Consider the following 26,429-nt stretch of genomic DNA (forward strand, 5'->3'; position numbering starts at 1 on the left):
GATGTCGAGCGAAACAGGGCATCGGATTATCCTTCGAGGAGGAGGGATTCCGGGTCTTCGACCAGTTCTTTGATGGTGGCAAGAAAACGCACAGCTTCACTCCCATCAACAATACGGTGATCGTAGGAGAGGGCAACATACATCATCGGACGAATGACAACCTGGCCGTTGAGGGCGATCGGACGCTGCTCGATCTTGTGCATGCCAAGAATACCAACCTGGGGTGCGTTCAGGATGGGGGTGGAAAGCAGGGAGCCAAAGATGCCGCCATTGGTAATTGTAAAGGTTCCACCTTGCAGATCGTTGAGCGTGAGGGCGTTGGCGCGGGCACGTTTGGCCAGTTCGGCGATCTCACGTTCGATCTGGGCAAACCCTTTGCGATCAGCGTCACGCACTACGGGCACGACCAGCCCTTCATCGGTGGAAACGGCGATGCTGATGTCGTAGTAGTGCTTAAGCACGAGGTCGGTGCCCTGGATCTCGGCGTTCAGGCGCGGATAGGCCTTCAAGGCGCCAACGGCCGCCTTGGTAAAGAAAGACATAAAGCCGAGCGAGACGTTATGCTTTTCTTTGAAGGCGTCCTTGCGACGACTGCGCACATCCATCACGGCGCTCATGTCTATCTCGTTAAAGGTCGTGAGCATGGCCGCGGTATGCTGCGCCTCAACCAGGCGCTGCGCGATAGTTTGGCGCCGGCGCGACATGCGCACGCGCTCTTCGCCTCGTCCATCCGCGGCGACAGGCTGCGCAGCTCTGGCGACCGGAGGTTGCGCTGTGGGCTGCGCAGGAACGGCTGGCGCTGGCGCTGGCGATCCTTGAGTCACGGCGGGCACAGGCTCTCGTCCGTTTTGCTCCAGGTAACTGATGACGTCTTCTTTGGTGACACGCCCGTGTGGACTACTCCCCCGCACCTGTGAGATATCGACGTGGTGCTCAGCTGCAATACGACGCGCCAGTGGGGATGGCGGACGCTGGGTATCTGAAAATAGAGGTGCCTCCTGGGCGCCTGACGCGTTCTGAACCTGCTGTTTGTCTGTTGCAGATTCAGCATTAGCGGCTGATGCTGCTTGAGGTGAGGCGCCATTGGTCGCAGCCGCTCCTTCACCTATCGTACAAATAGCTTCACCGACCGCAACCACATCCCCAACCTGCTTTAATATCTTCTGGAGAACGCCATCTTGCTCGGCATTCACCTCAATATTGATCTTGTCGGTCTCAAGCTCGGCGAGGGTGTCGCCGCGTTTGACGGCGTCACCCTCTTGCTTTAGCCAGGATGCGATGGTCGCATCGACGATTGATTCTCCCAGGGCAGGGACTTTAACTTCAACGGACATAGTTTCCTCCGGGTTGTTTCAGCGGTAAAGTGGAGGCTTCCGTGATGATTTTTTCCTGCTCCGCAATATAAAGATCCCAGAAGCCCGCCGCTGGACTTGATCGTTCGGGACGAGAGATGACATCGATGGTGACCGTGTTGTCGACGATAGCGGACAAACGGGGGGAGATATAACTCCACGCTCCCATATTCCTTGGCTCCTCTTGTACCCAGATTATCTCACGCGCATGTGGATAATTTGCCAGGACTTTTTTGATTTCTTCACCAGGGAAGGGGTAGAGCATTTCTACCCGCACGATGGCGATATCTTCATTATGGGCACGCTTGTCGTGCGCAAGCAAGTCGATGGCAATTTTGCCTGTACAGAGGATAACACGGCGAACGTCGTTTGGATGCTGTTGCGCCCTCTGATCATCCAGTACCGGCTGGAAGGTTCCCCCAGCCAGATCCTCCAGTTTGGACGCTGATTGCGCGTTGCGCAGGAGGGCCTTGGGCGTCATGATGATTAATGGCCTTGGGTAGTTCTTGATATTATGGGCCTGTAAGCGCAGGAGATGATAATACTGGGCCGCGGTCGAACAGTTGGCGACACGCCAGTTATCCTGGGCCGCAAGCTGCAGATAGCGCTCCAGGCGCGCGCTGGAGTGTTCTGGTCCCTGACCCTCGTATCCATGTGGCAAGAGCATTACAATAGATGAGTTCTGCTTCCACTTCGCCCGACCAGAGGCGATAAATTGATCAATAATAACCTGGGCGACATTGGAGAAATCTCCAAACTGGGCCTCCCACAACACCAGCGTGTCGGGAGCATGGACGCTATACCCATATTCAAATCCCAGTGCCCCTACCTCGCTTAATGGACTGTTATAAATGGAAAATGATGCCTGTGAGTCAACCAGGTGTTGCAGGGGGATATAGATTTCATTGCTATCGCTGCTATGCAAAACGGCGTTGCGATGGCTAAATGTGCCTCGTTCCACGTCCTGACCCGTCAGACGAATAGGCGTTCCTTCTGCCAGGATAGAGGCGAAAGCCAGTGCTTCGGCCTGTCCCCAGTCGATGCCGCCATCGGGTCCCAGGGCACTCGCGCGGCGCTGCAAGATGCGCGCCAGTTTGGGATTGGGCGTAAAGCTCTTGGGCCAGCTCAATAGTTCGTCATTGTACGCCTGTATCTGTTCGGCGGACACGGTTGGGGGAACCTCCAGGGTCGGGCGCACGCGCTTGCTGATCTTCTGCTCCTGCGTGGTATATACCCCCTCGTCGGCCTCGCGCTTGGCCTGCTCCAGTACCGCGAAGGCGTCATTCACCAGCGCCTCGGCCTCTCCAGGTTCGATCTGCTTGCGTTGCTCTAACATGCGAGCATAAAGTTCGCGGACGGTTGGATGCGTGCGGATACTGTCATACATCTGTGGCTGGGTGAATGCGGGTTCGTCGCCTTCGTTATGGCCCCAGCGACGATAACCAACCAGGTCGATAACTACATCTTTATGAAATTGATCTCGATATGCATGCGCGATACGCACAGCAGTTAAACAGGCATAAGGATCATCGGCATTGACATGAATTATTGGAATGCTAAAGCCTTTGGCCAGGTCACTGGCAAAAGGAGTAGAGCGGCTATCTTCGGGATCTGTTGTAAAGCCTAACTGGTTATTTGCGATAATATGAATAGTTCCACCAACCCAGTACCCACGTAAGTGCCATAGATTCATTGTTTCGGCGACAACGCCTTCGCCCGGGAATGCGGCGTCACCATGGATAAGAATAGGTAACGTCTTATCGACGTCCTGTAGCGGAGCTCCAGCTACGGTGCGGATCTCTTGCGCGGCACGCGCCATGCCTCCGATGACGGGATTGACGAATTCTAGATGACTCGGATTTGGCGATAGCAGAACTTTGAGATCGACGGACGCCCCCTCACCAAAGATGTGCTCGGCCCCGAGATGATATTTGACGTCTCCGGTCCAGCCAAAGCCAAAGCTATCGGTAAGCGGCACCCCCTCTTCATGCTTGGAGTGGGCGAACTCGGCCAGGATCGCGCCATAGGGCTTGCCCAGTGTGTGGGCCAGGACGTTCAAACGCCCACGGTGCGCCATGCCGATTACAACCTCTTTGGTCTCTGAATCTACGGCACCGGAAATAATTTCATCCAACATCGGCACCAGCATATCGATGCCTTCGATCGAAAAACGCTTCTGACCAGTATAGTTCTGGTGGATGTAGCGCTCAAAGATCTCAACCTGCGTCAGGCGCTTTAATAACTTGCGCGCCTCTTCTGTCCTGGGATCGCGATGATATAAATTGAGTCCAACGGCATCGCGCAACCAGCGTCGCTCGTCGGGACTCTTCACCTGATCAAACTCGTAGCTAATGGTGCCCGAGTACATCTGCTTGAGGGCGGCGATCGCCTCCAGGGCGTTCTCGGCCCCTTCCGCCGAATGACCACCTACCACCCTCGGCGACAACTGCACCAGGTCTTCCTGCGATAGACCATACGTCTCAGGAAGCAGGGCGGGGTCTCCGATCGGTTCGCTCCCCAGTGGGTCCAGGTTAGCCCCCAGATGCCCCTTTTCACGAATAGCATGGGCATAAGTAGAGGCCGCCACAATCTTCATTACCTGGGTACGTGAGTAGGCCGGCGTATCTTCGTGGGCTTCGGCTGGCGCGGAAGGAACTGGCACAGCACCTGTACCTTGCGGGCTGGTGGTGACTGCGCCCACGTCTTCAGCCGCCCAGGAATCAAATGTGGCACGCGTCACAGCATCGACGGACGCGGGGTCCTGCTGATAGCGTTCATAGAGTTCCTGCACATAGCCTGCATTTGGACCATAAAATTTCTCTAGGTTTTGCATGTATATTCCTTAGGTTACATTAACACAGTTTGTATAACTTACGGAACACGAAATTGAGGAATGAGCCTCGTTGCTCGTGTCTCTGATCCAGCTATTGTATTCTACCACGTACTATGGTATCATAGCTTTACCATACTCCAAAATATTCACGGTACTAACACCTACAGGACTTAGGACGAACAAACAAGCTCATTCGTTTCTTTATTGCGAAACACCCGAAATCCTACTGTGCAGAGACCACACGAATAGCGGAGTACAAGCAACAACCTTATGCGTGCAATGCACGAAGAAGCATACATTACACAACAATATAATCGATAATCAACAGCGATGACGGAGCCCAGTAGGCCGCAGCCCCTGCTATAGAGAGTCCGGGGATGGTGAAACCGGATACAGGTCGCGTGCCGAATATCACTCCAGAGCTACCAGCCGAAACCAGCACGTGTGATCATATGATCAATACAGGAAGTAGGCGCAGTCGGGTCCTTCCCGTTATCATGAAGGCATGTAGTCCGCTGTTCCTTTATGCGTTCCAGCACTTCTATACCTTTACAAGATGAGTCGAACCGTTATCACGGAGAAACTCTCGCTGGGGAACTGTCCGGAATATGTGTATTGAGTGAGCCAGGCCATGGAAGTGCCATGCCAGGCTAATCAGGGTGGTACCACGGGAGTTCCTCTCGTCCCTTTGTTGGACGAGGGGTTTTTTGTTGAGGAAAAGGAACATATAAATGAAAACCAAACTCCTTTACCATACAAATAGTTTCACGTACGAGTGTACAGCCACGGTTGTGGCTGTGGAGGGTGATGATATCGCGCTAGATGCTACCGTCTTCTACCCCGGCGGCGGTGGGCAGATGGCCGATCGAGGTATGATTACGTGGCCGGGCCAGGATTATCCTGCCAGCGTGATCGCTATGCATAAACGCGACGATGTGGTCTGGCATACCCTGGACTATCCACCTCCTCCCATCGGCACGGAAGTTGTTGGTACCATCGATTGGGATTTCCGCTATCAAATGATGCGTACCCATACAGCGCTCCACATCCTGTGCGGCGTCATCTGGAAAGAGTTCAATGTCCAGGTGACAGGAGGACAGATGTACCCGGATCGCGCGCGCATGGATTTCGCCATGGAAAACCTGGATAAAGAGCGCATCGCCTACATCGAGGAGAAGGTAAACGAGGCGATCCAGGTGGACTACCCTATCCGGGTCTATACGCTGCCCCGCGAGAAGGCGTTCTCCATTCCCGATCTCGTACGTACCAGGGTCAATCTCTTGCCACCCGAGATGGAGGAGATACGCATCGTTGAAATAGTTGGCCTTGATCTGCAGGCCGATGGCGGAACGCACGTGAACCATACCCGCGAGGTCGGCGGCATTCATATTACAAAAACCGAGAATAAGGGCAGAATCAACAAACGTCTGGAGATTATGCTCGCTTCTTCACAATAAATATTCTTTTTGGATTTATCAGGGCAGTTATTCTACAGCTGCTATATTCATCTGCGAGGCTATCTTGATGTGGCTTTGGACGCAGAGGAGGACACTGTGTCAGTAAAATCTAGTGTATTCAAACCGGTTGTGGCGGCCGATCGCGTCGATTATCCACAACTGGAACATGCCATCCAGTATTGGTGGGACGAGCAGAATGTTCGTCAGCACTATCTGAAACGCAATGAGAATAGCGACAAGAAGTATTCTTTCCTGGATGGTCCCATCACCGCCAACAATCCCATGGGCGTCCATCACGCCTGGGGCCGCACCTATAAAGATCTGTATCAGCGCTTTAAGACGATGCAAGGCTATAAGCAGCGATATCAGAATGGTTTCGACTGCCAGGGCCTGTGGGTCGAGGTGAACGTTGAACAGGATCTGGGCCTGAAAACCAAGCGCGATATCGAGAAATATGGGATCGCGGCCTTTGTTGAAAAATGTAAGGAGCGCGTCTTCACCTTTTCGAAGCGCCAGACCGAGCAGTCGGTTCGCCTCGGCTATTGGATGGATTGGGGCAACGATTACTTTACGCTCTCAGATGAGAATAACTATACCATCTGGCACTTTTTGAAGAAGTGTCAGGAGCGCAACCCTGATCTATAAGGGCCGCGATGTGATGCCCTGGTGTCCGCGCTGCGCGACTGGCATCTCTAACATGGAGATGGAGGCTGAGGGCTATAGAGAGCTGACCCACCTGAGCCTGTATGTCCGCTTCCCCCTGGTGGATCGCCCTGGCGAGTATCTGCTGGCCTGGACCACGACTCCCTGGACGCTGGCAGCCAATGTGGCGGCGGCCGTCAACCCTGATCTGACCTATGTGAAGGTTGAGCAGGATGGGGAGTACTACTACCTGGTTGAGCAGCTGCTTTCCGTACTGAAAGCGCTCAAGGGACATGATAAGGGCGACTATAAGGTGGTGGAGACCCTGAAGGGCTCTGAGATGGTCGGCTGGAAGTATCGCGGTCCTTTCGATGAGCTGCCCGCCGAGAAGGATGTGGCGCATACCGTGGTACCCTGGAAAGAGGCCAACGCCACCGAGGGAACCGGCATCGTGCATATCGCTCCTGGCTGTGGTCGCGAGGACTTTGGTCTCTCCAAAGAATTTGGACTGGCCGTGGTGGCCCCGGTCGACGAGTTTGGTGTCTATAAAGAAGGCTTTGACTGGCTGACGGGCAAGCATACCTCTGAGGTAGCAGACCTGGTCGCGGAAAACCTGACCCAGAAGGGCCTGCTCTATCGATCCCAAAAGTATAAGCACCGCTATCCGACCTGCTGGCGCTGTAAGACCGAGCTGATCTTCCGCCTGGTCGATGAGTGGTTCATCTCGATGGAGAATCTGCGCTACGAGATCATGGATGTGGTACGCCAGATCCAGTGGATCCCGTCCTTTGGCTTCGATCGTGAGATGGATTGGTTGCGCAACATGGACGATTGGATGATCTCCAAGAAACGCTACTGGGGACTGGCCCTGCCGATCTTCGATTGTCCAAAGTGTGGCAATTTTGAGGTCATCGGTAGCCAGGAGGAGCTGAAGGAGCGGGCCGTCGCCGGCTGGGAGAAGTTTGAAGGTCATACTCCACACCGTCCGTACATCGACGAGGTTAAGATCGCCTGTAACAAATGTGGTAGCGAGGTCTCGCGCATCAAAGATGTCGGCAATCCCTGGCTGGATGCGGGTATCGTTCCCTATTCGACGCTCAACTATCTCACCAATCATGAGAAGTGGCAGCAGTGGTTCCCGGCCAACTTTGTCACCGAGTCCTTCCCGGGCCAGTTTAGAAACTGGTTCTATTCGATGCTGGTTATGAGTACAGTGTTGGAGAAGAAGGCGCCATTCCAGACCCTGTTTGGCTATGCCACGCTGATGTCGGAAGACGGCACGCCGATGCATAAGTCCAAGGGCAACATGGTCGTCTTCGACGATGCGGCCGAGAGCGTCGGCTCGGATACCATGCGCTGGCTCTATAGCAACCATGTACCCGAGCAAAACCTGAACTTCCCGGCGATCCCTAGCCTGGATGCTGTGGAGCAGGCTCGCGCGAAGGGCGTTCCGGTACGTCTGAGCGAGAAGTGGATGCTGACGCGCCGTACTCTGGATAAGATCTGGAACGTCTACTGGTTCTTTGTCACCTACGCAAATATCGATCAATTCGATCCCGCGCAGCATCAACTGCCGGTGGCGCGCCGCAGTGAGCTGGATCGCTGGATCATCTCGGAGCTGCATCAAACCATCCGCGAGGTGACCAACGGTCTGGAGCAGTACGACACGACGAAACCAGCCGAGGCCATCCAGAGCTTCCTGGAGGATCTCTCGAACTGGTACCTGCGCCGGAGCCGTGAGCGCATCTGGAAGTCTCAGTTGGATGACGATAAGGTCGGCGCCTACCTGACTCTCTACGAGAGCCTGACGACGATGATCACCCTGCTGGCTCCCTTTATGCCCTTCCTGACCGAAGAGCTCTACCAGAATCTGGTGCGCAGCGTCGACGAGCAGGCACCGTTGAGCGTCCACCTGCAGGACTGGCCTGAGGTCCGTCCCGAATTGATCGACGAGAAGCTGACCAACGAGACCCATCTGGTAATGCGTATCGTTGGACTGGGTCGCGCCGCCCGCGAGAAGGCACAGATCCGCGTGCGCCAGCCATTGAACGCACTCTACGTCCACGTGCCCACCGCCGCTGAGGAAGAGGCCCTGCAGCGCCTGAGCGAACAGGTGCTGGAGGAATTGAATATCAAGGACCTGGAACTTATCAGCGCGGATAGTGATATGCTGGCCTATACGGTGCGGCCGCAGGTGAAGGTCCTGGGACCCAAGTATGGACCGCTGGTTCAGAAGATCCTGGCCCACCTCAAAGGTCTTTCGGCCCATGAGGCTCAGGAGGCTGCGACCCAACTGAATACGACCGGCACCCTGACCTTTACGGTTGCCAATAAAGAAGTCAGTCTTACCGCTGATGAGGTTACTATCCTGGCCACGGCACGACCGGGATTTGTGACCGCTGAAGAGCGTGGCTATATCGCTGCCCTGGAGACCACCATCACGCCCGAGTTGCGTGAGGAAGGTATGGTGCGCGACCTGATCCACTTCATACAGGATATGCGGAAAAAAGCTGGCTTCAATATCGAGGACCATATCGGGGTGGCGCTCTACACCGAGGTTGAACTGGCGCATATTCTGCAGCCATATCAGCAGGAGATCATGGTCGAAACGCTGGCCTCGAATCTCTTGCTCTCGATCAGCCAGCGTGACTACCCCTCCTTTGAGGAGGTCTATCGCGAGCGCATCTCGCCCGAGTCCAGCAAAAAGCTCGAGAACTATACCATCGAGGTTGTTCTTGGTAATAATGTCCGGGACAATACCCATCTTTCATCATAGCCGTCATCAAAAATGATGTTGTGCCCTCGCGGCACAACATCATTTTTGATTCTCATTTATTTTATCCCGCGAACATGGCTTCGCTCTTAACCAATGGAATACGGCAGGTATATTCATGCATTTGGAAGAAGTTACTATTAATGAGCTACAGGCTTCTATGGCCGAGGGCAAACTGACAGCACGCCAGCTGGTTGAATACTACATAGAACGTGTCCATGAGCTCGATCAAAATGGTCCGACCTTGAAATCAGTGATTGAGCTGAATCCGGATGCGCAGGAAATCGCGGATGCCCTCGACCAGGAGCGCGTCAGCCAGGGCATACGCGGTCCCCTGCATGGCATTCCGGTGCTGATTAAGGATAATATCGCCACGGCGGATAAGATGCAGACGACGGCGGGCTCACTGGCCCTCGTTGGTGCGCGAGTACCAGCAGACGCCTTTGTGGCACAGAAGTTGCGCGCGGCAGGTGCGATCATTATGGGCAAGGCCAATCTAAGCGAGTGGGCTAATCTGCGTGGGCAGTCGTCGATCAGTGGCTGGAGTGGCCGTGGTGGACAGACGCGCAATCCTTATGTATTGGATCGTACTCCCTGCGGTTCCAGTTCGGGTTCAGCGGTGGCGGTCGCCGCCAATCTGACAGCGGTCTCTCTGGGTACAGAAACGGATGGCTCGGTCCTCTGCCCGGCTTCGATCTGCGATGTAGTCGGCATTAAACCTACCGTTGGCCTAACCAGTCGGGCAGGGGTCATTCCGATCTCACATAATCAGGATACCGTCGGACCCTTTGCGCGCACGGTGGCTGATGCCGCAATCCTGCTGGGCGCGATCGTCGGAGTGGATGGACGTGATACGATGACCTCCGCAAGCGAGGGGAAATACCATACCAATTATACGCAGTTCCTGGATACTAACGCCTTGCAAGGGGCGCGTATCGGCGTGCCACGCGAGGGTTACTTTGGCTACAGTCCAAAGGCCACTCGCTTGATCGAATCGGCTTTGCAGGCACTTCAGGAGGCGGGCGCGATCCTGGTCGATCCGGCTAATATTCCCACCGCGAAACAGATGGAGTCGTCAACGGCCGAGAACCTGGTGCTGATCACGGATCTGAAGGCTGATCTCAATGCTTACCTGGGTGAACTACTGGAGTCTCCCGTTCGCAACCTGGCTGAAGTGATCGCCTTCAATGAGGCGCATGCAGAACAGGAATTGAGCCTGTTTGGTCACGAACTATTCATCGAGGCTGAAGCTACTGCTGGCGTCGACGATCCGGCATATATTCAGGCTCTGGCCGAGAGCCATCGCCTCTCTCGCCAGGAAGGCATCGACGCCGTTATGGATCAGTACCAGCTAGATGCCCTCGTTATGCCAACCTGCGGCCCCGCCTGGTATATCGATAATGTGAATGGCGATCACTATACTGGCAGTAGCGCGCAGCCCGCCGCCATGGCTGGCTATCCCGCGATCAGTGTGCCAGCGGGCCATGTCCAGGAGCTCCCGGTTGGCCTCACTTTTATGGGCCGCGCCTATAGCGAACCCACCCTGATTAAGCTCGCCTACGCCTTCGAGCAAAAAACCAGGGCTCGCCAGAAGCCAAAGTTCTTGCCCAGTATTTAATCACCAGACATAATTGATCGTAGGGGTGACCTTGCACGCAAGGTCACCCCTACGATCAATTATGTCTCTTTGATCATTATTGCGCGTTGAGAGTTTCGAGCAGGGGCAACAGCTCAGCGAGATGGGTAATGACGGCCGTTGGCTGAATATGAGCAGGCTCAGGCCAGGGATAGGGGGTCTTTTTCCAGATGCCACGCATGCCTGCCCCTAGTGCTCCAGAGACGTCGTCGACCAGGCGGTCTCCAATCATGATGCATTCAGCGGGCTCGACCTCCAGCAACTTGCTCACGATGCGAAATACTTCGGGGTGCGGCTTGGAATGGGGAAGCTCAGATGTATATAGCACGACGTCCAGCAAGCTGTCCAGACCATGCGTGGCCAGATCAGAGTTATGCCAGGCCGCCGCCCACCAGGTGTTGGAGAGCAGACCGATCCGATATCCCTGCTTGCGCAGGCTGAGCAGCGTCGGGACGGCATCGGGAAAGACCATCGCCCAGCCATTGACGGCCTGACCATAGCCGTCGAGTGCTATCCGCAATTCGGCCTCGTTAACGGTATAACCGAGAGTCTGGAAACCTTCCTGCAACACTTCTTCCGGCGTGGCACTGGCCTGGATCGTGTTGACACGTTGCCAGTGGGCCAGTTCAGCCCCGCGCATCGCATCAACATAACGTTCCTTCGCAGGCCAATCCCGATCGGGCGCTTTGGCACTGAGATAGTCATATGATAATCCCCAGCGACGCAGTACATCCTCATCCCAATCCGGCCAGTCAATCAGCGTTCCGCCCAGATCAAAAATCACAGCACGAATAGCCATCCTACCAACTCATCCCTTCTAAACCTCTAAAGTCTCGTCCACCAGAGCCAGAACTTCCTTTACGGTTTCAATGCGTGGCCCCTGCCAGCCATCAACCTCTTGCTGGTGTTCACCATGTCCCTTGTCCTTTTCATGTGGCGCACAGATGAGTACCGCCTGCATGCCAACGGCTGTCGCACCAGTCAGCTCACGGCTCCCCCCATCTCCCACATACAGGCAGCGCTCGGCGGGAATACCCAGGCGCTCAAAGGCCAACGCGTAGATATGTGGATCTGGCTTCTTTAATTTAACCACACACGAGAAGATCGGTACATCAATCAGGGGTGCCAGGGCCGAACTTTCCCATAGCTGGGGGATTTCCATCGAACAGTCACTGATCAGCGCACAAGCATAACCAGCCTCTTTCAAACAGCGCAGAGTCTCTACCGTGTCCACGCGAGGCACCAGCGAACGGCGCGAATAGTCGTAGCGCATGCGCGTTGCCTGTTCTAGCTGTTCTTCTCCAGGCTCTACACCCAGATGGGCACAAACATAGCGGAAGGTCTCGGGCAAGGTAGCGAACTCACCTCGCACCCGCCGGGGCCAGAGCTCGCCATTCCAGATATGAATAAATTCCTCCGAGGGGACTTGCAATACATCGGCAATCTGGGTTAATAGTTGTTTGAAAGCTATCGGTGGAAAGTTGTCTACCAGCGTCCCGAAAAGGTCAAATATTACGGCCTCATACTTCATACACCCTCCGCTCAACTCGGTAAATTTACATACCATTATATCACTATTACATTTTTTTCTTCTCGCGAAATGTGAGGGATCCACCTGACACTCAATCTCAGATGAACCCCTCACTATATGTAAACGCAAAAGTTTTACAGTGGTGCATGGGATGCGCGAATGCGCATCCCATGCACCACTGTAAAACTTTTGCGTTTACTCCACTAATCCTTTGCGACGCATCTGTTCGAGGTCATATTCGACGGGGGCCAGGGGACTGATTCCGGAGGAGACACAGGCCCAGCCAATAAGGGCAAAGCCCGCGGTAAGGCCACGGACGTGTTGCGCTGTCTCCTCGGAAGAGAGGGCCTCAACCGCTCTCTGCCGCAGTTCGTTTACCTGGTTCTCGCTATAATGCGCGGTAAAACCCTGCAGGATGGCGGCATGCGGATTAAAACTATCATATTCCATCTGATTGATGGCCGCCAGTAAGAAAAGCCAGTATCCCACCTGGCTCCCCTCCAATGTGGTATCCTCCTGCACGCCGGTATGGACGTGTTCACCTGTTTGCACGCCCACCAGCTCCCCCAGTTCATCGGCCAGTCGCCCTACGAGAAAGCTGTGATTCTTTTCATGCAGCAGGCGCGATGTATTAGAGGTCGCGCTATGATCCTGGTCACGCAACAACACATACACACCATAGAGTTGGCGCAGTGCTTGCTCCAGCTCTAATGGCGTCTGCGATTGACCATCCTGGGGGATGATGGGCTCGTCCTCACTTTGCTCAGATGCATATACGTCTTCCGGGTCAAAGATGCGTTCGGACACGGTTTCATAACTCTCATCGGGCAGGATACGCCGGTAATAGCAGCTGTGGTATCCTTCGTGGCAGGCAGCATCGCCATGCTGCTGGACGCGGATCAGCAAGCTGTTCTCTTCGCAATTGATGAAGATATCACGTACTTCCTGCACATTTCCCGATTGCTCACCTTTATGCCAGATTGTGTTGCGTGAGCGGCTAAAGAAATGGGTCTGGCCGGTCTGACGGGTAAGCTGATAGGCCTCCTGATTCATAAAAGCAACCAGCAGGACATCGCCGGTAGTGTCGTCTACAATTACGGCCGGAACCAGGCCCTGGCTATCAAATTTCAGCATGGTCGTACTACTACCCCTTTTGTTTGTAAGTAGTGCTTGACGTCGCGCACTCGAAATTCACCGAAGTGAAAGATTGAGGCCGCCAGCACCGCGTCGGCACCTCCACGGGTAACACCCTCATACATATGCTCCAGCGTGCCAACCCCACCCGAAGCGATCACCGGAACCGTGACGGCGGCGGATATGTTCGCGTTGAGTGTTAGATCATAGCCGCTCTTCGTGCCATCCCGGTCCATACTGGTCAGGAGAATCTCGCCAGCGCCCAGTTCAACGCCGCGCTGCGCCCATTCCAACACATCCATCCCGGTGGGCGTGCGTCCACCATGCACATAGACTTCATAGCCGCTGGGCATGTTGGGATTGGAGCGTGCATCGATGGCCAGCACGATGCACTGCGCTCCAAATTGTTCGGAGCCCGCGGTGATCAGCTGTGGATTCTGGACGGCCGCGGTGTTGAGCGATGTTTTATCGGCACCCGCTCCCAGGGTCGCGCGAATATCTTCAACGGAGCGGATGCCTCCACCGACTGTGACCGGGATAAACACTTGCTCCGCGGTCCGTCGTACGACATCGAGCATGGTGGCCCGGTTCTCATACGATGCGGTAATGTCAAGGAAGGTTACTTCGTCCGCGCCTTCCTGATTATATAATTTTGCCAACTCGACCGGATCACCCGCGTCGCGCAGATTGACAAAACTGACCCCCTTGACGACACGTCCATTCATGACGTCCAGGCAGGGAATAATACGCTTGGTGAGCATAGTGTTTACCTCTCTATTTCGCCAATCGCTGCCGCGAGGTCGACCGCTCCCGTGTAGATGGCTTTACCAACGATAGCACCTTCTACGCCGCTGTGTGCTAAAGCTCGCAGGTCGGCCAGCGAACTGACACCACCAGAGGCGATAAGAGAGCTCGTTACCGCCTGCTGCATCTCGTTAAGCGCTTTCAGGTTGGGACCTGTCAGGGCGCCATCGCGAGCGATATCGGTGTAGACGAAGCGCTGAACACCCAGTGCCTCCAACTCGCGGGCCAGATCAACCGCCGCGACCTGCGAGGTCTCCAGCCAGCCGGAGATGGCGACCAGCCCGTCGCGCGCGTCCAGCCCCACGACGATGCGCTCACCCCAGCGCTCCACTGCCTGCCGTAGTAGATCCCGGTTGGTGATGGCAACCGTCCCCAGAATGACGCGATCCACACCCAGCCCCAGTACCTGCTCAATATGCTCTGGCGTGCGCATTCCACCACCGACCTCGATATGCATGGTGGTCGTCGTTCGGATGCGCTTGATCAATTCGGCGTTGACGGGATAACCCTCTTTCGCCCCATCCAGATCAACCAGGTGCAACCAGGAGGCTCCCGCCTCTTGCCAGCGTAGCGCCACCTGCACCGGATCGGTATCATAGGTGGTTACTTGCGCGTAATCTCCCTGAAAAAGGCGCACGCAGCGCCCATCCTTAATATCAATTGCAGGTAAAATGATCATTGCTTCACCCATTTTACAAAATTGTTGAGCAGTTGCAGCCCAACATCACCACTCTTCTCGGGATGAAATTGTGTGCCCCAGACCTGGTCAGTGACAATCACGCTACAGTATGGAGAGCCATAGTCGGTCACGGCGGCTACGCCGGTCTGATCCTGCGGCTCAACATAATATGAGTGCGCGAAGTAGAAGTACGCGTCGGCTGGCAGCCCGGCGAAAATAGGCAGGTCAGGCTGCAGGGTCTGGATCTGGTTCCATCCCATATGGGGTATCTTGGGACCATGTGGAATACGGCGCACCGAGCCACGAAATAGGCGCAGACCCTCTACTTCGCCCTCTTCGTGGTGATCCGCCAGCAGTTGCATTCCCAGACAGATGCCTAGAAATGGTTTGCCCTGAAACGTGGCTTCCCGAATCGCCCTATCCAGTCCACGCGAGCTCATGCGCGCCATAGCCGCTCCCCCTGAACCCACTCCCGGCAAAACGACAGCCTGCGACTGCGCTACTACCTGGGAATCATCCGTTACCTGCACTTGCGCGCCTACATGCTCGAGCGCCTTCTCAATACTGTGAATATTTCCCGCACCATAATCGATGATAGCAATCATGCTAGAACCCTCCTGGCATAAAATCAACCGCTATTCCCGGCTTTTGCTTAAAAGATCGAGGTATTTCCCATCTGCATGACCTGCGAGAGTCCCAACCAGCAAATTGCGGCCGATCGCTTTGTGTCGTCTAACAGGTTGACGGTCAGCAAAGGACAGCACAGCAAAGCCAGTCGCACGGTCTCTTCCCAGTTCTCTGGCAACGCGTGCTGCTCACGCAGGAGCTCGATCAGTTGTGGCAATAGATAGGTTCTCTTGGTGTCCAGTATGGCCTGCCGCACCGGTGTCAGGACATAGTTATGCTCGACGATGATCTTTTTATCCCGCACCTCTACAGTGATAGAAAGCTCCTGTTCAACCTCTTTAGGGAAGTACATCCAGGTCGCGAACACATTATGGAAATACGGTTTGACGATATCCAGCAGGGGCGTATGTCGTCCGGCAAAGGCTGGATCAAAGTACTGGTAATGCGTCTGCTGCTCCAGGAAAACATTGCCAAAGTGAGCATCACCATGACCGATGACGGTTAACCCTCCCTGCGAGGGGTCCAATACCTCTTTTGCTCGCTCTAGCAGCTGTCCCAGCGTTCGGCCATATGTGCCTATCTCCTCGCCATTGATTATCCATTCATACTGTAACAAATCGGCAAAGGATAGTCCTCTTTCTTCTGGCTGCGGCTGATCGGGCAAGGGAAACCATTTGTTTTCATAGAAACTGGCCAGCCGTCCACCTGTCAGACGATGCCAGAACAACTGGTGAATGGGAGCCTGCGCGTGTTCCTCAGCTGTACCCTCTTTGAGGGTAGAGCGATAAATCTCCAGCAGGCGCTCGCATTCGCGTCGCTCGGCCGCCGCCAGCAGTTCCACATCCGCCTGCGAGGTGTCGCCAGTCTCTACGTCTCTCATCAGGTCAAACATTACCGGGGCGCTGATTACCGGATAAATGACCATCTGCTGACCCTTTTCGTGCACGGTCCGCAGGGGTCGTACGATGTTATAGCCAGCTTTGTGCAGGAGTTCAGCGTGATAGTATTCTTCAAGGATACCCTGCTCTTCTACATGTGTCTTAAAGAAGTACTCTTCCGCCCCCACGCGATACACGCCATTGAAGGAATTGAGCGAGACCGCTTTAGGAGTCAGGCGTATCTCGTCCACGTCCAGGTCCATATGGTGTATAAACCAGCGCTTCAATAACACTTCAGCCTTGTCGCGCTCCAGAAACTGCATGCGCTGAATCGTTGCCAGGTCATCCAGGCGCTGCAGCAGCTCTGGTACCCTGGTGACATCGGGGATCATAAAGTCGGGCTGGCTCTCTTCCAGCAGGCGGCGCGCTTCCGCTGTCATGGCACCAGTCAAAACGGCGACGACCAGGGCTCCGGCCGCATGTCCTCCGCGTACATCGCTGGTGGTATCACCAACTACGATAAAGCTACCACGTGCCGGCAGTGGCTGGTGTGGTTGATACTCTGGATCAGCGGCGGCTAAAAATTGATATGGATGGGGCTTGACCAGCGAAGTGTTATCTCCCAGGGTCCGCAACCGCTCTTCAGCCTGCGCGACCTCGGCATGAGTCATCACACGTGCGGGATCAAAATAGTCGAGCAGACCATAGTTTTGGAGCGGAACAATAGCCTCGCGTCCCGGTCGACCGGTGGCCACACCCAATGTATACCCCTGCTCACGCAGCGTCTGCAATGTTGCGCGCAGCACCTCAACATCCAGAATAGGCTTCTCCAGATAGATACATCCATAACGACCGGGCTGCGAAGGAGCGTGATGATATTCCTGCTCAAACAACTGATCACCCAGGTACGCCTCCTGAAACAGGTCCTGGCACAATTTCCAGAAAGGACTGTAGCGGGCGAAGGCTCCTTCAACCGGCTGGCCAAGAAGCTCACTGGCATACTGATTCAGGTGCTCGAAAAGCTCAAAACCGATATAGTTTTGAAAAGGAGCTTGTTTCAGTAGCTCATAGGAGGACAGGATAGACGTCTCTTCATCCTCCAGTTGACCGAGGGACTGGCGGAATCGCTCAATCCAATGGGCATCCCAGGGCTGCAGTGGAAATAAAGCGGAGCGATCGGGTAGCCTGGACAGTAAATCAACCAGGCAGACACTGACCGCGGCAAAACAGGTATCCCAGTTAGAATTGATCGAGCGGGCCTTAAAGCCCAGCATGATCTCTGCTGGCAATACTTCGTGGCTTAAACGGTCACATTCTTCAGCTGTGGCTGGTGGCACATAGCTCTCAGTCCTGCGCAGATCCCAGTAGCGAGGGCTATATGCGATTTCGTGAAGCACCAGGCCCGCTGTAATCCAGTAGGCCTCTTCACTGGTAATGACACCATCTAAATCAAATACAACAACGTTGCTCAAGACATCCCTTTCAATTATTCAAACACATTCTGCCACTCTCTCACTCTCGATAATACCTATCTCACAGATAGTGTATCATCCCAGTGCGAGCTTCGCGATGAGCGTACGAGCAGAAGGCATAAAAAAAGGACAGCCAACTATCTCCTGGCTGTCCCCTTTGACGAATATGCTCGTTGTGCTGCGTCTAGCGAATAATCATTGTGCCCGCACCCTTATCGGTGAACAACTCGCGCAGCAGGACGTGGGAGTCCCCGCCATCTACGATATGGACGCGGGGTACCGCGACCAGTGCGTCCAGGCAGGCCGTTACCTTTGGAATCATACCGCCATGAATCACGCCTTCATCGATGAGTTTTCTGGCATCGGATTCGCGCAATTCGGAGATCAGGTTGCCATCGGAACCACAGATGCCGGATACATTGCTTAAAAAGATGAGTTTCTCGGCGTTTAACGCGCCCGCCAGGTGTGCCGCAACCAGGTCGGCGTTGATGTTCAGACAGGTACCATCTGGCCCTTCACTCAGCGGAGCCACAACCGGAATATAACCATCTTTTAACAGGGCTTCCAGGGGCGTCGGATCTACCGAGTCTACCTCACCCACAAAACCAAGGCGCTCATCTATCATATGCGCCCGCACCATACCGCCATCGGTTCCAGACAGGCCAATGGCCTTGCCACCCATCTGCGATGCCATCAAAACAAGACCCTGGTTAACCTGGCCCAGCAACACCATGCGCACAATTTCCAGTGTGGCCGCATCGGTAACGCGCAATCCGTTGACGAAACGGGTCGGTAGATTGAGCTTTGTCAGCCATTCATTGATATAGGGCCCGCCACCATGCACCAGTATAGGGTAAGCGCCCAGCGCGCGCAGCCAGATGATGTCTTGTAGAACCGCGCGCTGATGCTCCAGGGTACTCCCACCTAGTTTGATAACCAGCGTTTTGCCCTTTAAAAAGTCAATATACGGCAGCGCTTCACCCAGTACCTGCGCGATAAGATGATGGTCGCTGATAACATCACCCTCCGGGGTGCGTGAAAATGAGATTGCCATAAACTGTACTCCTCAGAATAGATGATTGCAAAAAAATCTTATATGTCATGTAAAAAGTATTATGGATGTACGCCTAACGAGGACAAACCTGTTGTCTCTGGCAATCCATACAATAAGTTCGCGTTTTGGATCGCCTGGCCGGACGCCCCTTTTACCAGGTTATCCAGACAGGACACGACGATCAATCGTTTCGCTCGCTGATCAACTATAGGATAAATAAAACAATGGTTGCTTCCATAGGTCCATTTGGTGTGCGGTGGCTGATCGACCACATGCACAAATGGCTCATGCGCATAGTACTGTTCATAGAGCGCGCGGATCTCTGCGGTTGCTGGCAAGGCCCCATTTTCGTCTTCCTTGAGGTCAGCATAGCAGGTAGCGAGAATACCACGCGTCATCGGCATTAAATGCGGGACAAATGTAATACGTAACGCCTTCTCAAAAGGATGGCCGTGGGCGGCGGCAACCGCGGTCAATTCTTGCGCGATCTCCGGCATGTGCCGGTGGCCCGATAGGCCATAAGCGCTCACGTCTTCATCGGCTTCAGGAAAGTGATAAGCCGCGCTCGGGTTGCGTCCGCCACCACTGATGCCGGTCTTCGAGTCAATGATGACGTCGGGCCGAATGATATCGGCGCCAAACGCGGGGCTCAGGGCGAGAATGGACGTAGTGGTATGGCAACCCGGATTGGCTACCAGGTTGGTGTTCCGGATCTGCTCGCGATAGGTTTCGCATAGACCATACACCGCGTTCTCCAGCAATGCTGGCGCCGGATGGGTGTGCTTGTACCATTCCTCATAGGTCGCGACGTCACGCAACCGGAAATCGGCCGAGAGATCCACCACCTTTGTTCCACGCTGTAACAGCTTGATCACGGCTTCGGCTGCCGCCGCGTGCGGTAGACACACAAAAGCCAGGTCGGTCTGAGCAGGCTCTTCAGTAATCACGAGCGCTGGATCTATTGCTGGCTGCTGGCCCTCCAGGGTAGGTACGCCCGCACGCAGGTAGGGGAACACCTCTTGCAGGCGCTTCCCTACGGTGCTACGCCCGGTCACAGAGGTCACAACAAAATCAGGGTGCTGCGCTAATAAACGCAACAGTTCCGATCCTGTATAGCTTGTTACATTCACAATAGAAACAGTCGTCATTGCCGTCCACCTCGCAAAAAACTTTTACCAATAAAAAAAGCCTTCATCCCTTATACTTCATTCTGCAAGGGACGAAAGCCATTGTTGCTCCCGTGGTACCACCCAGATTGTCTTCCACATTCATCTGAGAAGTTGCTTGAACAACAACTACTCTCCTCGTACCGCGGTGTAGCGAAGGTGGAAAGACCACTCTTTCTAGCTATTGTGCTGCCTGGGAGCCACCCATCTGTCCTACTTGCCCTGGCGCGCTGTTCTTTTTCTTTCATCTGTGCTTCGCAGCCTCTCTATTTACTAAAAAGGCTGGCACAAGAAAAAAGAGACACATCACAGGACTTTCTTCGGATAGCCGCTCACAAAAGGGTTCTGAGTGGGTACACCATTCCGAACTCTCACCAGGCGTCGGATCTCTGTTGGCTCCCAATCTCATACTAAGTTTGATCATCGCGGGTCAGTCTTTATATATAGAGTTGTTACCAACAGCATAACAGCAGAATGTGTCTCTGTCAATTCATATTTTTTATGGTAGGAGTATAATCATATAGCATAATTGACCATATCCGACTATACTCCTGTTCGATTTCACGCCCAATTTAAACTTTTTTGCGCAAACCATACTGTAGAAAGTGTGTACTCTGCTCTTGCTAGCGCTCACGCGCTAGCAAGAGCAGAGTACACACTTTCTACAAAAAAAATTCTTGCCGTCAATCGTCGCATCGAGTAAAATGGGGAACGATATGTGCCTGGAAGAGCAGGCGTAAGCGATCATACACTTTTTTGATAGAGGAGGCAGTCCGAGAACATGTCACTTTCAAAGAGTGCCCAGCGGGAAAAGACGCTGGCCGCCATGTCGTCGGTAATGGCGGCAGTCGGTTTGACAGGCTTGAAAATTCTGGTGGCGGTTCTGACAGGAAGCCTGGGTATTATGGCCGAGGCGGCCCATTCGGGTCTGGACCTGGTAGCGGCGCTGATGACATTTTTCGCGGTGCGCGTCGCAGATCGGCCCGCCGATGCCAATCATAACTATGGCCATGGCAAGGTTGAAAACCTCTCCGCTTTTTGGAGGCCTTACTGCTACTGGGCACTGCCATCTGGGTGATCATTGAGGCCGTCCACCGTTTGCTCTATCAAGAGGGCCATGTCGATGCTAGCATCTGGGCTTTTGTGGTCATGCTCGTTTCGATTGTGGTTGATGTGACCCGTTCGCGTGTGTTGCTGCGCGTCGCCAGAAAGCTGGGAAGCCAGGCGCTGGAGGCGGATGCGCTGCATTTCAGTACCGACGTCTGGAGCTCGGTGGTCGTGATCTTCGGCCTGCTGGTCGTCTACCTGACGAATCTCTTTCACTGGCCAGCCTGGTTAGTCCAGGCAGATGCTATTGCCGCCTTTGGCGTCTCGGGCATTGTAATCTGGGTAAGCTTGCGACTGGCGCGCGAGACAATTGATGCCTTACTCGATCATTCTCCAGGCGCTCTGGCGACCCATATTAAACAACGACTGACGGGACTGGATGATGTGATAGAGGTGAGGCGCGTGCGTGTGCGTCGCGGGGGCAACAAATGTTTCGCGGATGTGATTATATCGGCTCCGCGCACGTTGACATTTGAGCAGATCCACCACCTGAGCGACCTGGTCGAGGACGAAACAACGGATGAGGCACATACCTTTTCGGCATTGGATGACATCGATGTGGTGGTGCACGTCGAACCGGTTACCTCTCCTAAAGAGACAGTCATTGATCAGATTCATTACCAGGCGGAGCGCCAGGGGGTACATGCGCATGATATCCATGTGCGGGATGTGGCCGGTAAACTCGAAGCTGACTTTGACGTAGAGGTTCATGCTGATATGAACCTGGAGCAGGCCCATACCATCGCCACGCAATTAGAGCAGGCCCTGCTCCAGAACAATAAACAACTGCATCGTGTGACCACCCATCTGGAAGCGCCCGATGAAAATATCGTGCAGCGCCAGGATGTCACGATACAATATCCAGAGATGGCCGCCAGAATGTGTCGCATCGCCGATGGAATCGCTGGCACAGGAAATGCGCATGATATCCATCTCTACCGACCGCATAGATTAGTAGCAGAAGTAGGGGGTCATGGTACAAAAGGGGCACCCGAATTAGATCTTGTTTTGCATGTAATTTTTGATGCCCATGCGCCTCTCAGTCAGGTCCATATTGACGCAGAAAAAATCAAACGCGCCCTACGCCGCTCGTACCCCAATCTCAACACCGTCGTCATACACACAGAACCGCCAGAGGATCCAATCTGCTGAGATTATATCGCCTCTTTTAACCTCTCTTTCCGGGCCCTATCGCCCGGCGCAAAGGTTGACGTACACGAAACGTCTATTATAATGAGTTAAGAACCAACACAAACAACCAGCGCGGACGCGCGTGCGAGGGCACTCATGATCATCGCCTGAGGCCTGCATAAGTTTTCGCACCCACGGCACTCATGTGTCAGTTGTGAGTTAGTGCATGGGGCGCGCATTAGTGCGCCCCATGCACTAACTCACAGAATCAGCGTGGACGCGCATACGGGGCACTCACGTGCCTTCCTGACAAAAGAAAAGCTAATACTTTTTCGCACATAATCCTCTTTTCTGCCATACGGCTCAGAAAAAAGTGTGATACGTTATATACATAGCAAAAACATAGTAAGAGTTGACAGCAAAAAGGTATGGATAGTAAACCAGGAAAATAGGAGCCATTAAGGAAATCACTTGCAACGATTCTGTCCACAATGAAAAGATCTCAATACATTTGCCAGGGCTGGACAGGACGTCAAAGCTATACTCCTTAATTAGAAAATCTTTCTCATGCAAACTACCAACCAGTTGATCTATTTCATTGAGAGGAAACACGAGCGTGGTAACGGATAGCAATGAGTTACTAGGGCAAGCGCTCGGAACATGTACACTCCAACGTCTCCTCGGACGCGGTGGTATGGGTGCAGTGTATCTGGCGCGCCAATCACGGCCACGAAGAATTGTGGCCGTTAAAGTACTTTTACCTGGCGTTGTTCTTGAGCAGCGATCACGTAACGAATTTCTGGCCCGTTTTCGCCGCGAGGCAGATGCCGTGGCGGCACTGGATCATGTCAATATTATGCCAGTGTATGAATATGGTGAGCAGGGCGACCTTGCCTACCTGGTTATGCCCTACGTTACCGGCGGGACGCTGCGTGAGGTACTTGAGAAGCGCGGTATTCTTTCGCTGGAAGAGGTGGTTCCGATCATTGAACAGGCGGCTGCCGCACTGGATAGCGCGCACGCACAGGGCATTGTGCATCGTGACTTAAAACCAGGCAATATTCTGTTTCATGCCGATGGCCGCGTCCTGCTGGCCGACTTCGGTCTGGCCAAGATGCTCAAAGATGTAACCGATCAAGAAAATACCAATGGTCACCTCACCAGCATCGGCACCATTGTGGGAACGCCGGAATATCTTTCTCCTGAGCAGGGAACTGGCGATAGCATTGATTATCGCACCGATGTCTATTCATTAGGGGTGGTGCTCTACCAGATGCTGGCCGGTCGCGTGCCCTTTACCGGCACGTCTCCTGTAGCAGTGGCCATTAAACATACACTGGAGCAGGCACCACCCATTACGCGCTTTAATCCGCAGGTACCAAAGAATGTAGAAGCAGTGGTGATGAAAGCGATGGCGAAATCTCCCGCCGATCGCTTTAGCAGTGCTGGCGTCTTCGCGCAGGTCTTGCGCCAGGCCGTGGCTGAAGCCCTGGGAGATCGCTTCCCCAGCGTCGCGCCTCCTTCGCTGGGAGAACATATCACTCCTGTGCTATTACCACCATTGAAGGTGGAAAATGAAGCAGTGATGCCGTTTGAGCCAGTGGCGCATAAGGATGAGAGGCCCGCTCAGGCAGTGAGGCAACCAGGTCAAAAAGAAGAGGCGGCACCGCTGTCAATGTCAACCATGCTGGTCGAGCGTGAGAGCGGTGGTAGATCAGATGAGCAAGATGAAACAACGAAACAGGCCGAGGTGACATCTCCCCTTTCCGAGCATACACAGAATCGCTTACAGGCTATGCCGACTGTTATCACTGAAATGGACGCCACCCTTGCCGATCACGTTCGCCCGGAGCCCATGGCTGTACCGCCGGCGCATTCACCTGTGCGCTCGGTCGCTCCTACCGCTGATCCACCAGCAGCACACTACTATCACGAGGTAGAGACCGTAGGCAGCACCTCGCCAGCCCCCAGCTCGCAGCCACAGCAGATCAAACCTGCTCCCGCAGCGCGCCAGCCGCAGATCCAGGTTTATCCCGAACGGCTTTCTCACGCCAGGCACCGTCAGTCTGGCTTACCCATGCCGCGCTATCTGGCGCTTGCCGGTGTCGTGCTGGCCGTGATTCTCGTTGTTGCGACCGCCAGCATCATTCTCAGCAATCAGCACGGCAATTCGTCCCGCCCCGGGCCATCTGGCATTACCCAGGCCTCATCAACAGGCACGGGCACCGCTGTCAACGTCGTCAAACCGGATCCCAGGAAGTCAGCGACGCCTTCCCCGACTACTACCGTACACGCAAAATATCCTCTGCCTGATCCCAAAGTGAGCGGCATGGGAAGCCTTATCTACGGTACCAACTATCCGGGCACGTGTGATCCCCAAGGAGCAAAGTGGCAGGATACAAATATCCAGGCGGTGTGCGGGCCGGACGATTTACGGCTATCAGGCCCCTCATCCAGTACCGCTGGTACGTTTCTGACCCAGTTACCCAACGGACAAACGCTGCCCGATAGCTATTATATCCAGGCACAGGTAAAGCTGAACACGCCAGGCAGCCAGTTTGGCTTCTACTATCACTATAAGTCTGATGGTGGCTACTACACCGTTATGTTCAACAGCGCCAGTTGGACCACGACCTACACCGATAAAAATGGCAACGCATCTCAACTGGCCTCGATCGGATTGCATGGTACCCAGCTGGACAGTGATACCGCCACAATCGATATCCTTGTACAGGGTAGCAGCTTCATCTACTACGTAAATGGTATTCAGCAAGGGACTGCCAGTGGCAACTTCGGTGATAGCAATACCGGTGGCGACTTCGGTCTTACCGTTGCTTCAGGTTCAGATGTCTCGTTCAAAAATGTCGCCATCTACACTGCCTGACTCATACGCAACAACAACAACGGGCCCCACCGCTAACTGGTGGGGCCCGTTGTTCCATCAGATGGAAAGCAAATTGACCTCTTATTTATTGGTGTAGATCTGCGAGAGATTATCCACGGGAGCGATCATCTTCTGCGATACCAGAAATTGCTCGGTCGCTTGCCAGGTCGCGGAATCGTTATACCCCAGTTGTCCTTTGCCCTGGTAGATCGGGATGGTGGCCTTTAATACCTCCAGCGCCTGATCGGTGTTCATACCAGGCACGTAGCTCTTACTGATATCTACCGCTTTCTGGGGATCGGCAATGGCATCTTTCAGGCCTTTGATGGTGGCATCGACAAAGGAGTGTACCGTCTGCGACTGGTTAGTGTACATATCCTGAGTGGTAATGATGCCATTGGAGACCAGTGGTGTGTAATCCGATACCGCGAAGGTACGCACATGAAAACCATTTCGCTCCAATTGCAGAGGCTCATTATTGGAGTAGCCAACGACAGCATCAACTTTGTGGGAAATCAGAGCCGAAACCTGGTTGAACCCAATCGATTGCAGATTTACATCAGATGATGTCAGTTTGCCCGCCTGCAGCAGAGCGAGCACGCCTGTGTGGGTCGCGCCAAAGGGTCCCGGTTCACCAATAGAATGGCCTTTTAGATCAGCCAGGGTGCGAATTGAGGAGTCCTTGGGAACAATAATACTAACGGGATAGCGCTGAAAGATAGTCGAGACGTCTATCGCCTGCAGGCTTTTATTTTTATCATGGGCCACCAGCAATTCATCGCCACTGGCAAAAACGAAGTTGTTCTTTCCCGCGGCCATGGTGCCGATCAGATCGGTGACAATACCATGGTTGAAGGTCACATTCAGGCCCGCATCCTTATAATACCCTTTGCTTTGGGCAACATAAAAAGGGGCAAACTGGATATCCGGATTGTATCCCAGGCCGATCGAAATATTTTTCAGTGTTTTATCTGAGCTGCCGCTGGAGTTGCTGTTCGTGCTGTTTGCGGTCCCCGCTTCTCCACAGGCGGCCAATAACACGGTGCACAGTACAGCGAGGACCATCAGTTTCCAGGTCACAGGTAAACGATGAGATGTGAATGACATCGAAGTAGTTTCTGCCTTTCAGTTCGTTTTAAGACATGAGAATAGTAAACAGGTACATGCTTGATCACCCGTTGAAACAAGACGTTTACCGATTAAGCAAACACGCACTGCATGAGCTACTAACGCGTTCTGCTATTTCTCTGTTAAGGGAACAATATGCAT

Annotated in this window: 18 protein-coding genes, 1 pseudogene and 1 other annotated feature; of the genes and pseudogenes, 7 read left to right on the plus strand and 12 right to left on the minus strand. The window is 54.0% G+C overall.

The window, feature by feature from the left end:
• Window positions 1-26 precede the first annotated feature (26 nt).
• Together odhB and AABA21_RS14960 are read right to left on the minus strand one after the other, a co-directional pair.
• Complete coding sequence (odhB, locus tag AABA21_RS14955; protein ID WP_338251407.1) at window positions 27-1,334, minus strand: 2-oxoglutarate dehydrogenase complex dihydrolipoyllysine-residue succinyltransferase; 1,308 nt, start codon at window positions 1,332-1,334, stop codon at window positions 27-29.
• Window positions 1,324-4,185, minus strand: a complete 2,862-nt coding sequence (locus AABA21_RS14960) for a 2-oxoglutarate dehydrogenase E1 component (protein ID WP_338251409.1) — start codon at window positions 4,183-4,185, stop codon at window positions 1,324-1,326. The genes odhB and AABA21_RS14960 overlap by 11 nt, the downstream gene beginning before the upstream one ends.
• Window positions 4,186-4,506: 321 nt before the next feature.
• Window positions 4,507-4,876: a binding site (T-box leader), on the plus strand.
• Window positions 4,877-4,916: 40 nt separating this feature from the next.
• Here AABA21_RS14960 and AABA21_RS14965 point away from each other — a divergent pair.
• From AABA21_RS14965 to AABA21_RS14980, 4 genes are all read left to right on the plus strand, one after another.
• Window positions 4,917-5,642: an alanyl-tRNA editing protein gene (locus tag AABA21_RS14965; protein ID WP_338251411.1), complete on the plus strand. Its 726-nt coding sequence runs from the start codon at window positions 4,917-4,919 to the stop codon at window positions 5,640-5,642.
• A 96-nt stretch (window positions 5,643-5,738) separates the two neighbouring features.
• Window positions 5,739-6,287, plus strand: coding sequence for a class I tRNA ligase family protein (locus tag AABA21_RS14970; RefSeq protein WP_338251412.1), 549 nt, complete (start codon window positions 5,739-5,741; stop codon window positions 6,285-6,287).
• Between the two features lie 13 nt (window positions 6,288-6,300).
• On the plus strand, window positions 6,301-9,060 hold the full coding sequence (locus tag AABA21_RS14975; RefSeq protein WP_338251415.1) for a class I tRNA ligase family protein: 2,760 nt from the start codon (window positions 6,301-6,303) through the stop codon (window positions 9,058-9,060).
• A gap of 109 nt (window positions 9,061-9,169) precedes the next feature.
• Window positions 9,170-10,675, plus strand: a complete 1,506-nt coding sequence (locus AABA21_RS14980) for an amidase (RefSeq protein ID WP_338258444.1) — start codon at window positions 9,170-9,172, stop codon at window positions 10,673-10,675.
• 76 nt (window positions 10,676-10,751) lie between these two features.
• Here the strand turns inward: AABA21_RS14980 and AABA21_RS14985 are convergent, their stop codons facing one another.
• From AABA21_RS14985 to argC, 9 genes are all read right to left on the minus strand, one after another.
• Entirely contained in the window at window positions 10,752-11,492 is a 741-nt protein-coding gene (locus AABA21_RS14985) for an HAD family hydrolase (protein ID WP_338251416.1), read from the minus strand.
• Between the two features lie 18 nt (window positions 11,493-11,510).
• A complete protein-coding gene (locus tag AABA21_RS14990; protein WP_338251419.1) occupies window positions 11,511-12,224 on the minus strand; it encodes an HAD family hydrolase in 714 nt (237 codons plus the stop codon).
• A gap of 195 nt (window positions 12,225-12,419) precedes the next feature.
• Window positions 12,420-13,358, minus strand: a complete 939-nt coding sequence (gene hisI / locus AABA21_RS14995) for a phosphoribosyl-AMP cyclohydrolase (RefSeq protein ID WP_338251421.1) — start codon at window positions 13,356-13,358, stop codon at window positions 12,420-12,422.
• On the minus strand, window positions 13,352-14,119 hold the full coding sequence (gene hisF, locus AABA21_RS15000; protein WP_338251423.1) for an imidazole glycerol phosphate synthase subunit HisF: 768 nt from the start codon (window positions 14,117-14,119) through the stop codon (window positions 13,352-13,354). The genes hisI and hisF overlap by 7 nt, the downstream gene beginning before the upstream one ends.
• Before the next feature lie 5 nt (window positions 14,120-14,124).
• Window positions 14,125-14,841, minus strand: a complete 717-nt coding sequence (gene hisA / locus AABA21_RS15005; protein ID WP_338251425.1) for a 1-(5-phosphoribosyl)-5-[(5-phosphoribosylamino)methylideneamino]imidazole-4-carboxamide isomerase — start codon at window positions 14,839-14,841, stop codon at window positions 14,125-14,127.
• A complete protein-coding gene (gene hisH / locus AABA21_RS15010) occupies window positions 14,838-15,446 on the minus strand; it encodes an imidazole glycerol phosphate synthase subunit HisH (RefSeq protein ID WP_338251427.1) in 609 nt (202 codons plus the stop codon). The genes hisA and hisH overlap by 4 nt, the downstream gene beginning before the upstream one ends.
• Before the next feature lie 47 nt (window positions 15,447-15,493).
• Window positions 15,494-17,818, minus strand: a complete 2,325-nt coding sequence (locus tag AABA21_RS15015) for an HAD family hydrolase (protein ID WP_338251429.1) — start codon at window positions 17,816-17,818, stop codon at window positions 15,494-15,496.
• A gap of 184 nt (window positions 17,819-18,002) precedes the next feature.
• On the minus strand, window positions 18,003-18,872 hold the full coding sequence (argB, locus tag AABA21_RS15020; RefSeq protein WP_338251431.1) for an acetylglutamate kinase: 870 nt from the start codon (window positions 18,870-18,872) through the stop codon (window positions 18,003-18,005).
• A gap of 59 nt (window positions 18,873-18,931) precedes the next feature.
• A complete protein-coding gene (argC, locus tag AABA21_RS15025) occupies window positions 18,932-20,020 on the minus strand; it encodes an N-acetyl-gamma-glutamyl-phosphate reductase (RefSeq protein ID WP_338251433.1) in 1,089 nt (362 codons plus the stop codon).
• An 856-nt stretch (window positions 20,021-20,876) separates the two neighbouring features.
• Between argC and AABA21_RS15030 the strand changes: the two are divergent.
• From AABA21_RS15030 to AABA21_RS15040, 3 genes and pseudogenes are all read left to right on the plus strand, one after another.
• Window positions 20,877-21,898, plus strand: a pseudogene (locus AABA21_RS15030) (cation diffusion facilitator family transporter); the annotation flags it as partial.
• A gap of 126 nt (window positions 21,899-22,024) precedes the next feature.
• Window positions 22,025-22,297, plus strand: coding sequence for a cation transporter dimerization domain-containing protein (locus AABA21_RS39655; protein ID WP_479430362.1), 273 nt, complete (start codon window positions 22,025-22,027; stop codon window positions 22,295-22,297).
• A 595-nt stretch (window positions 22,298-22,892) separates the two neighbouring features.
• Window positions 22,893-25,160 carry a serine/threonine-protein kinase gene (locus tag AABA21_RS15040; RefSeq protein ID WP_338251435.1) on the plus strand — a complete coding sequence of 756 codons (2,268 nt, stop codon included), beginning with the start codon at window positions 22,893-22,895 and terminating at the stop codon, window positions 25,158-25,160.
• A gap of 81 nt (window positions 25,161-25,241) precedes the next feature.
• On the opposite strand, the gene AABA21_RS15045 is transcribed toward AABA21_RS15040, so the two are convergent.
• A complete protein-coding gene (locus tag AABA21_RS15045) occupies window positions 25,242-26,267 on the minus strand; it encodes an ABC transporter substrate-binding protein (protein WP_338251437.1) in 1,026 nt (341 codons plus the stop codon).
• Window positions 26,268-26,429: the final 162 nt, after the last annotated feature.

The sequence above is a fragment of the Dictyobacter halimunensis genome, assembly GCF_036245075.1.

Coding starts and splice junctions, on each gene's coding strand:
- argB (WP_338251431.1), bottom strand. CDS start 18,872: ATGGCAATCTCATTTTCACGCACCCCGGAGGGTGATGTTATCAGCGAC.
- AABA21_RS14965 (WP_338251411.1), top strand. CDS start 4,917: ATGAAAACCAAACTCCTTTACCATACAAATAGTTTCACGTACGAGTGT.
- AABA21_RS15045 (WP_338251437.1), bottom strand. CDS start 26,267: ATGTCATTCACATCTCATCGTTTACCTGTGACCTGGAAACTGATGGTC.
- AABA21_RS14975 (WP_338251415.1), top strand. CDS start 6,301: ATGCCCTGGTGTCCGCGCTGCGCGACTGGCATCTCTAACATGGAGATG.
- odhB (WP_338251407.1), bottom strand. CDS start 1,334: ATGTCCGTTGAAGTTAAAGTCCCTGCCCTGGGAGAATCAATCGTCGAT.
- AABA21_RS14985 (WP_338251416.1), bottom strand. CDS start 11,492: ATGGCTATTCGTGCTGTGATTTTTGATCTGGGCGGAACGCTGATTGAC.
- AABA21_RS14990 (WP_338251419.1), bottom strand. CDS start 12,224: ATGAAGTATGAGGCCGTAATATTTGACCTTTTCGGGACGCTGGTAGAC.
- AABA21_RS39655 (WP_479430362.1), top strand. CDS start 22,025: ATGTGTCGCATCGCCGATGGAATCGCTGGCACAGGAAATGCGCATGAT.
- hisA (WP_338251425.1), bottom strand. CDS start 14,841: ATGATCATTTTACCTGCAATTGATATTAAGGATGGGCGCTGCGTGCGC.
- hisI (WP_338251421.1), bottom strand. CDS start 13,358: ATGCTGAAATTTGATAGCCAGGGCCTGGTTCCGGCCGTAATTGTAGAC.
- argC (WP_338251433.1), bottom strand. CDS start 20,020: ATGACGACTGTTTCTATTGTGAATGTAACAAGCTATACAGGATCGGAA.
- AABA21_RS14960 (WP_338251409.1), bottom strand. CDS start 4,185: ATGCAAAACCTAGAGAAATTTTATGGTCCAAATGCAGGCTATGTGCAG.
- hisH (WP_338251427.1), bottom strand. CDS start 15,446: ATGATTGCTATCATCGATTATGGTGCGGGAAATATTCACAGTATTGAG.
- hisF (WP_338251423.1), bottom strand. CDS start 14,119: ATGCTCACCAAGCGTATTATTCCCTGCCTGGACGTCATGAATGGACGT.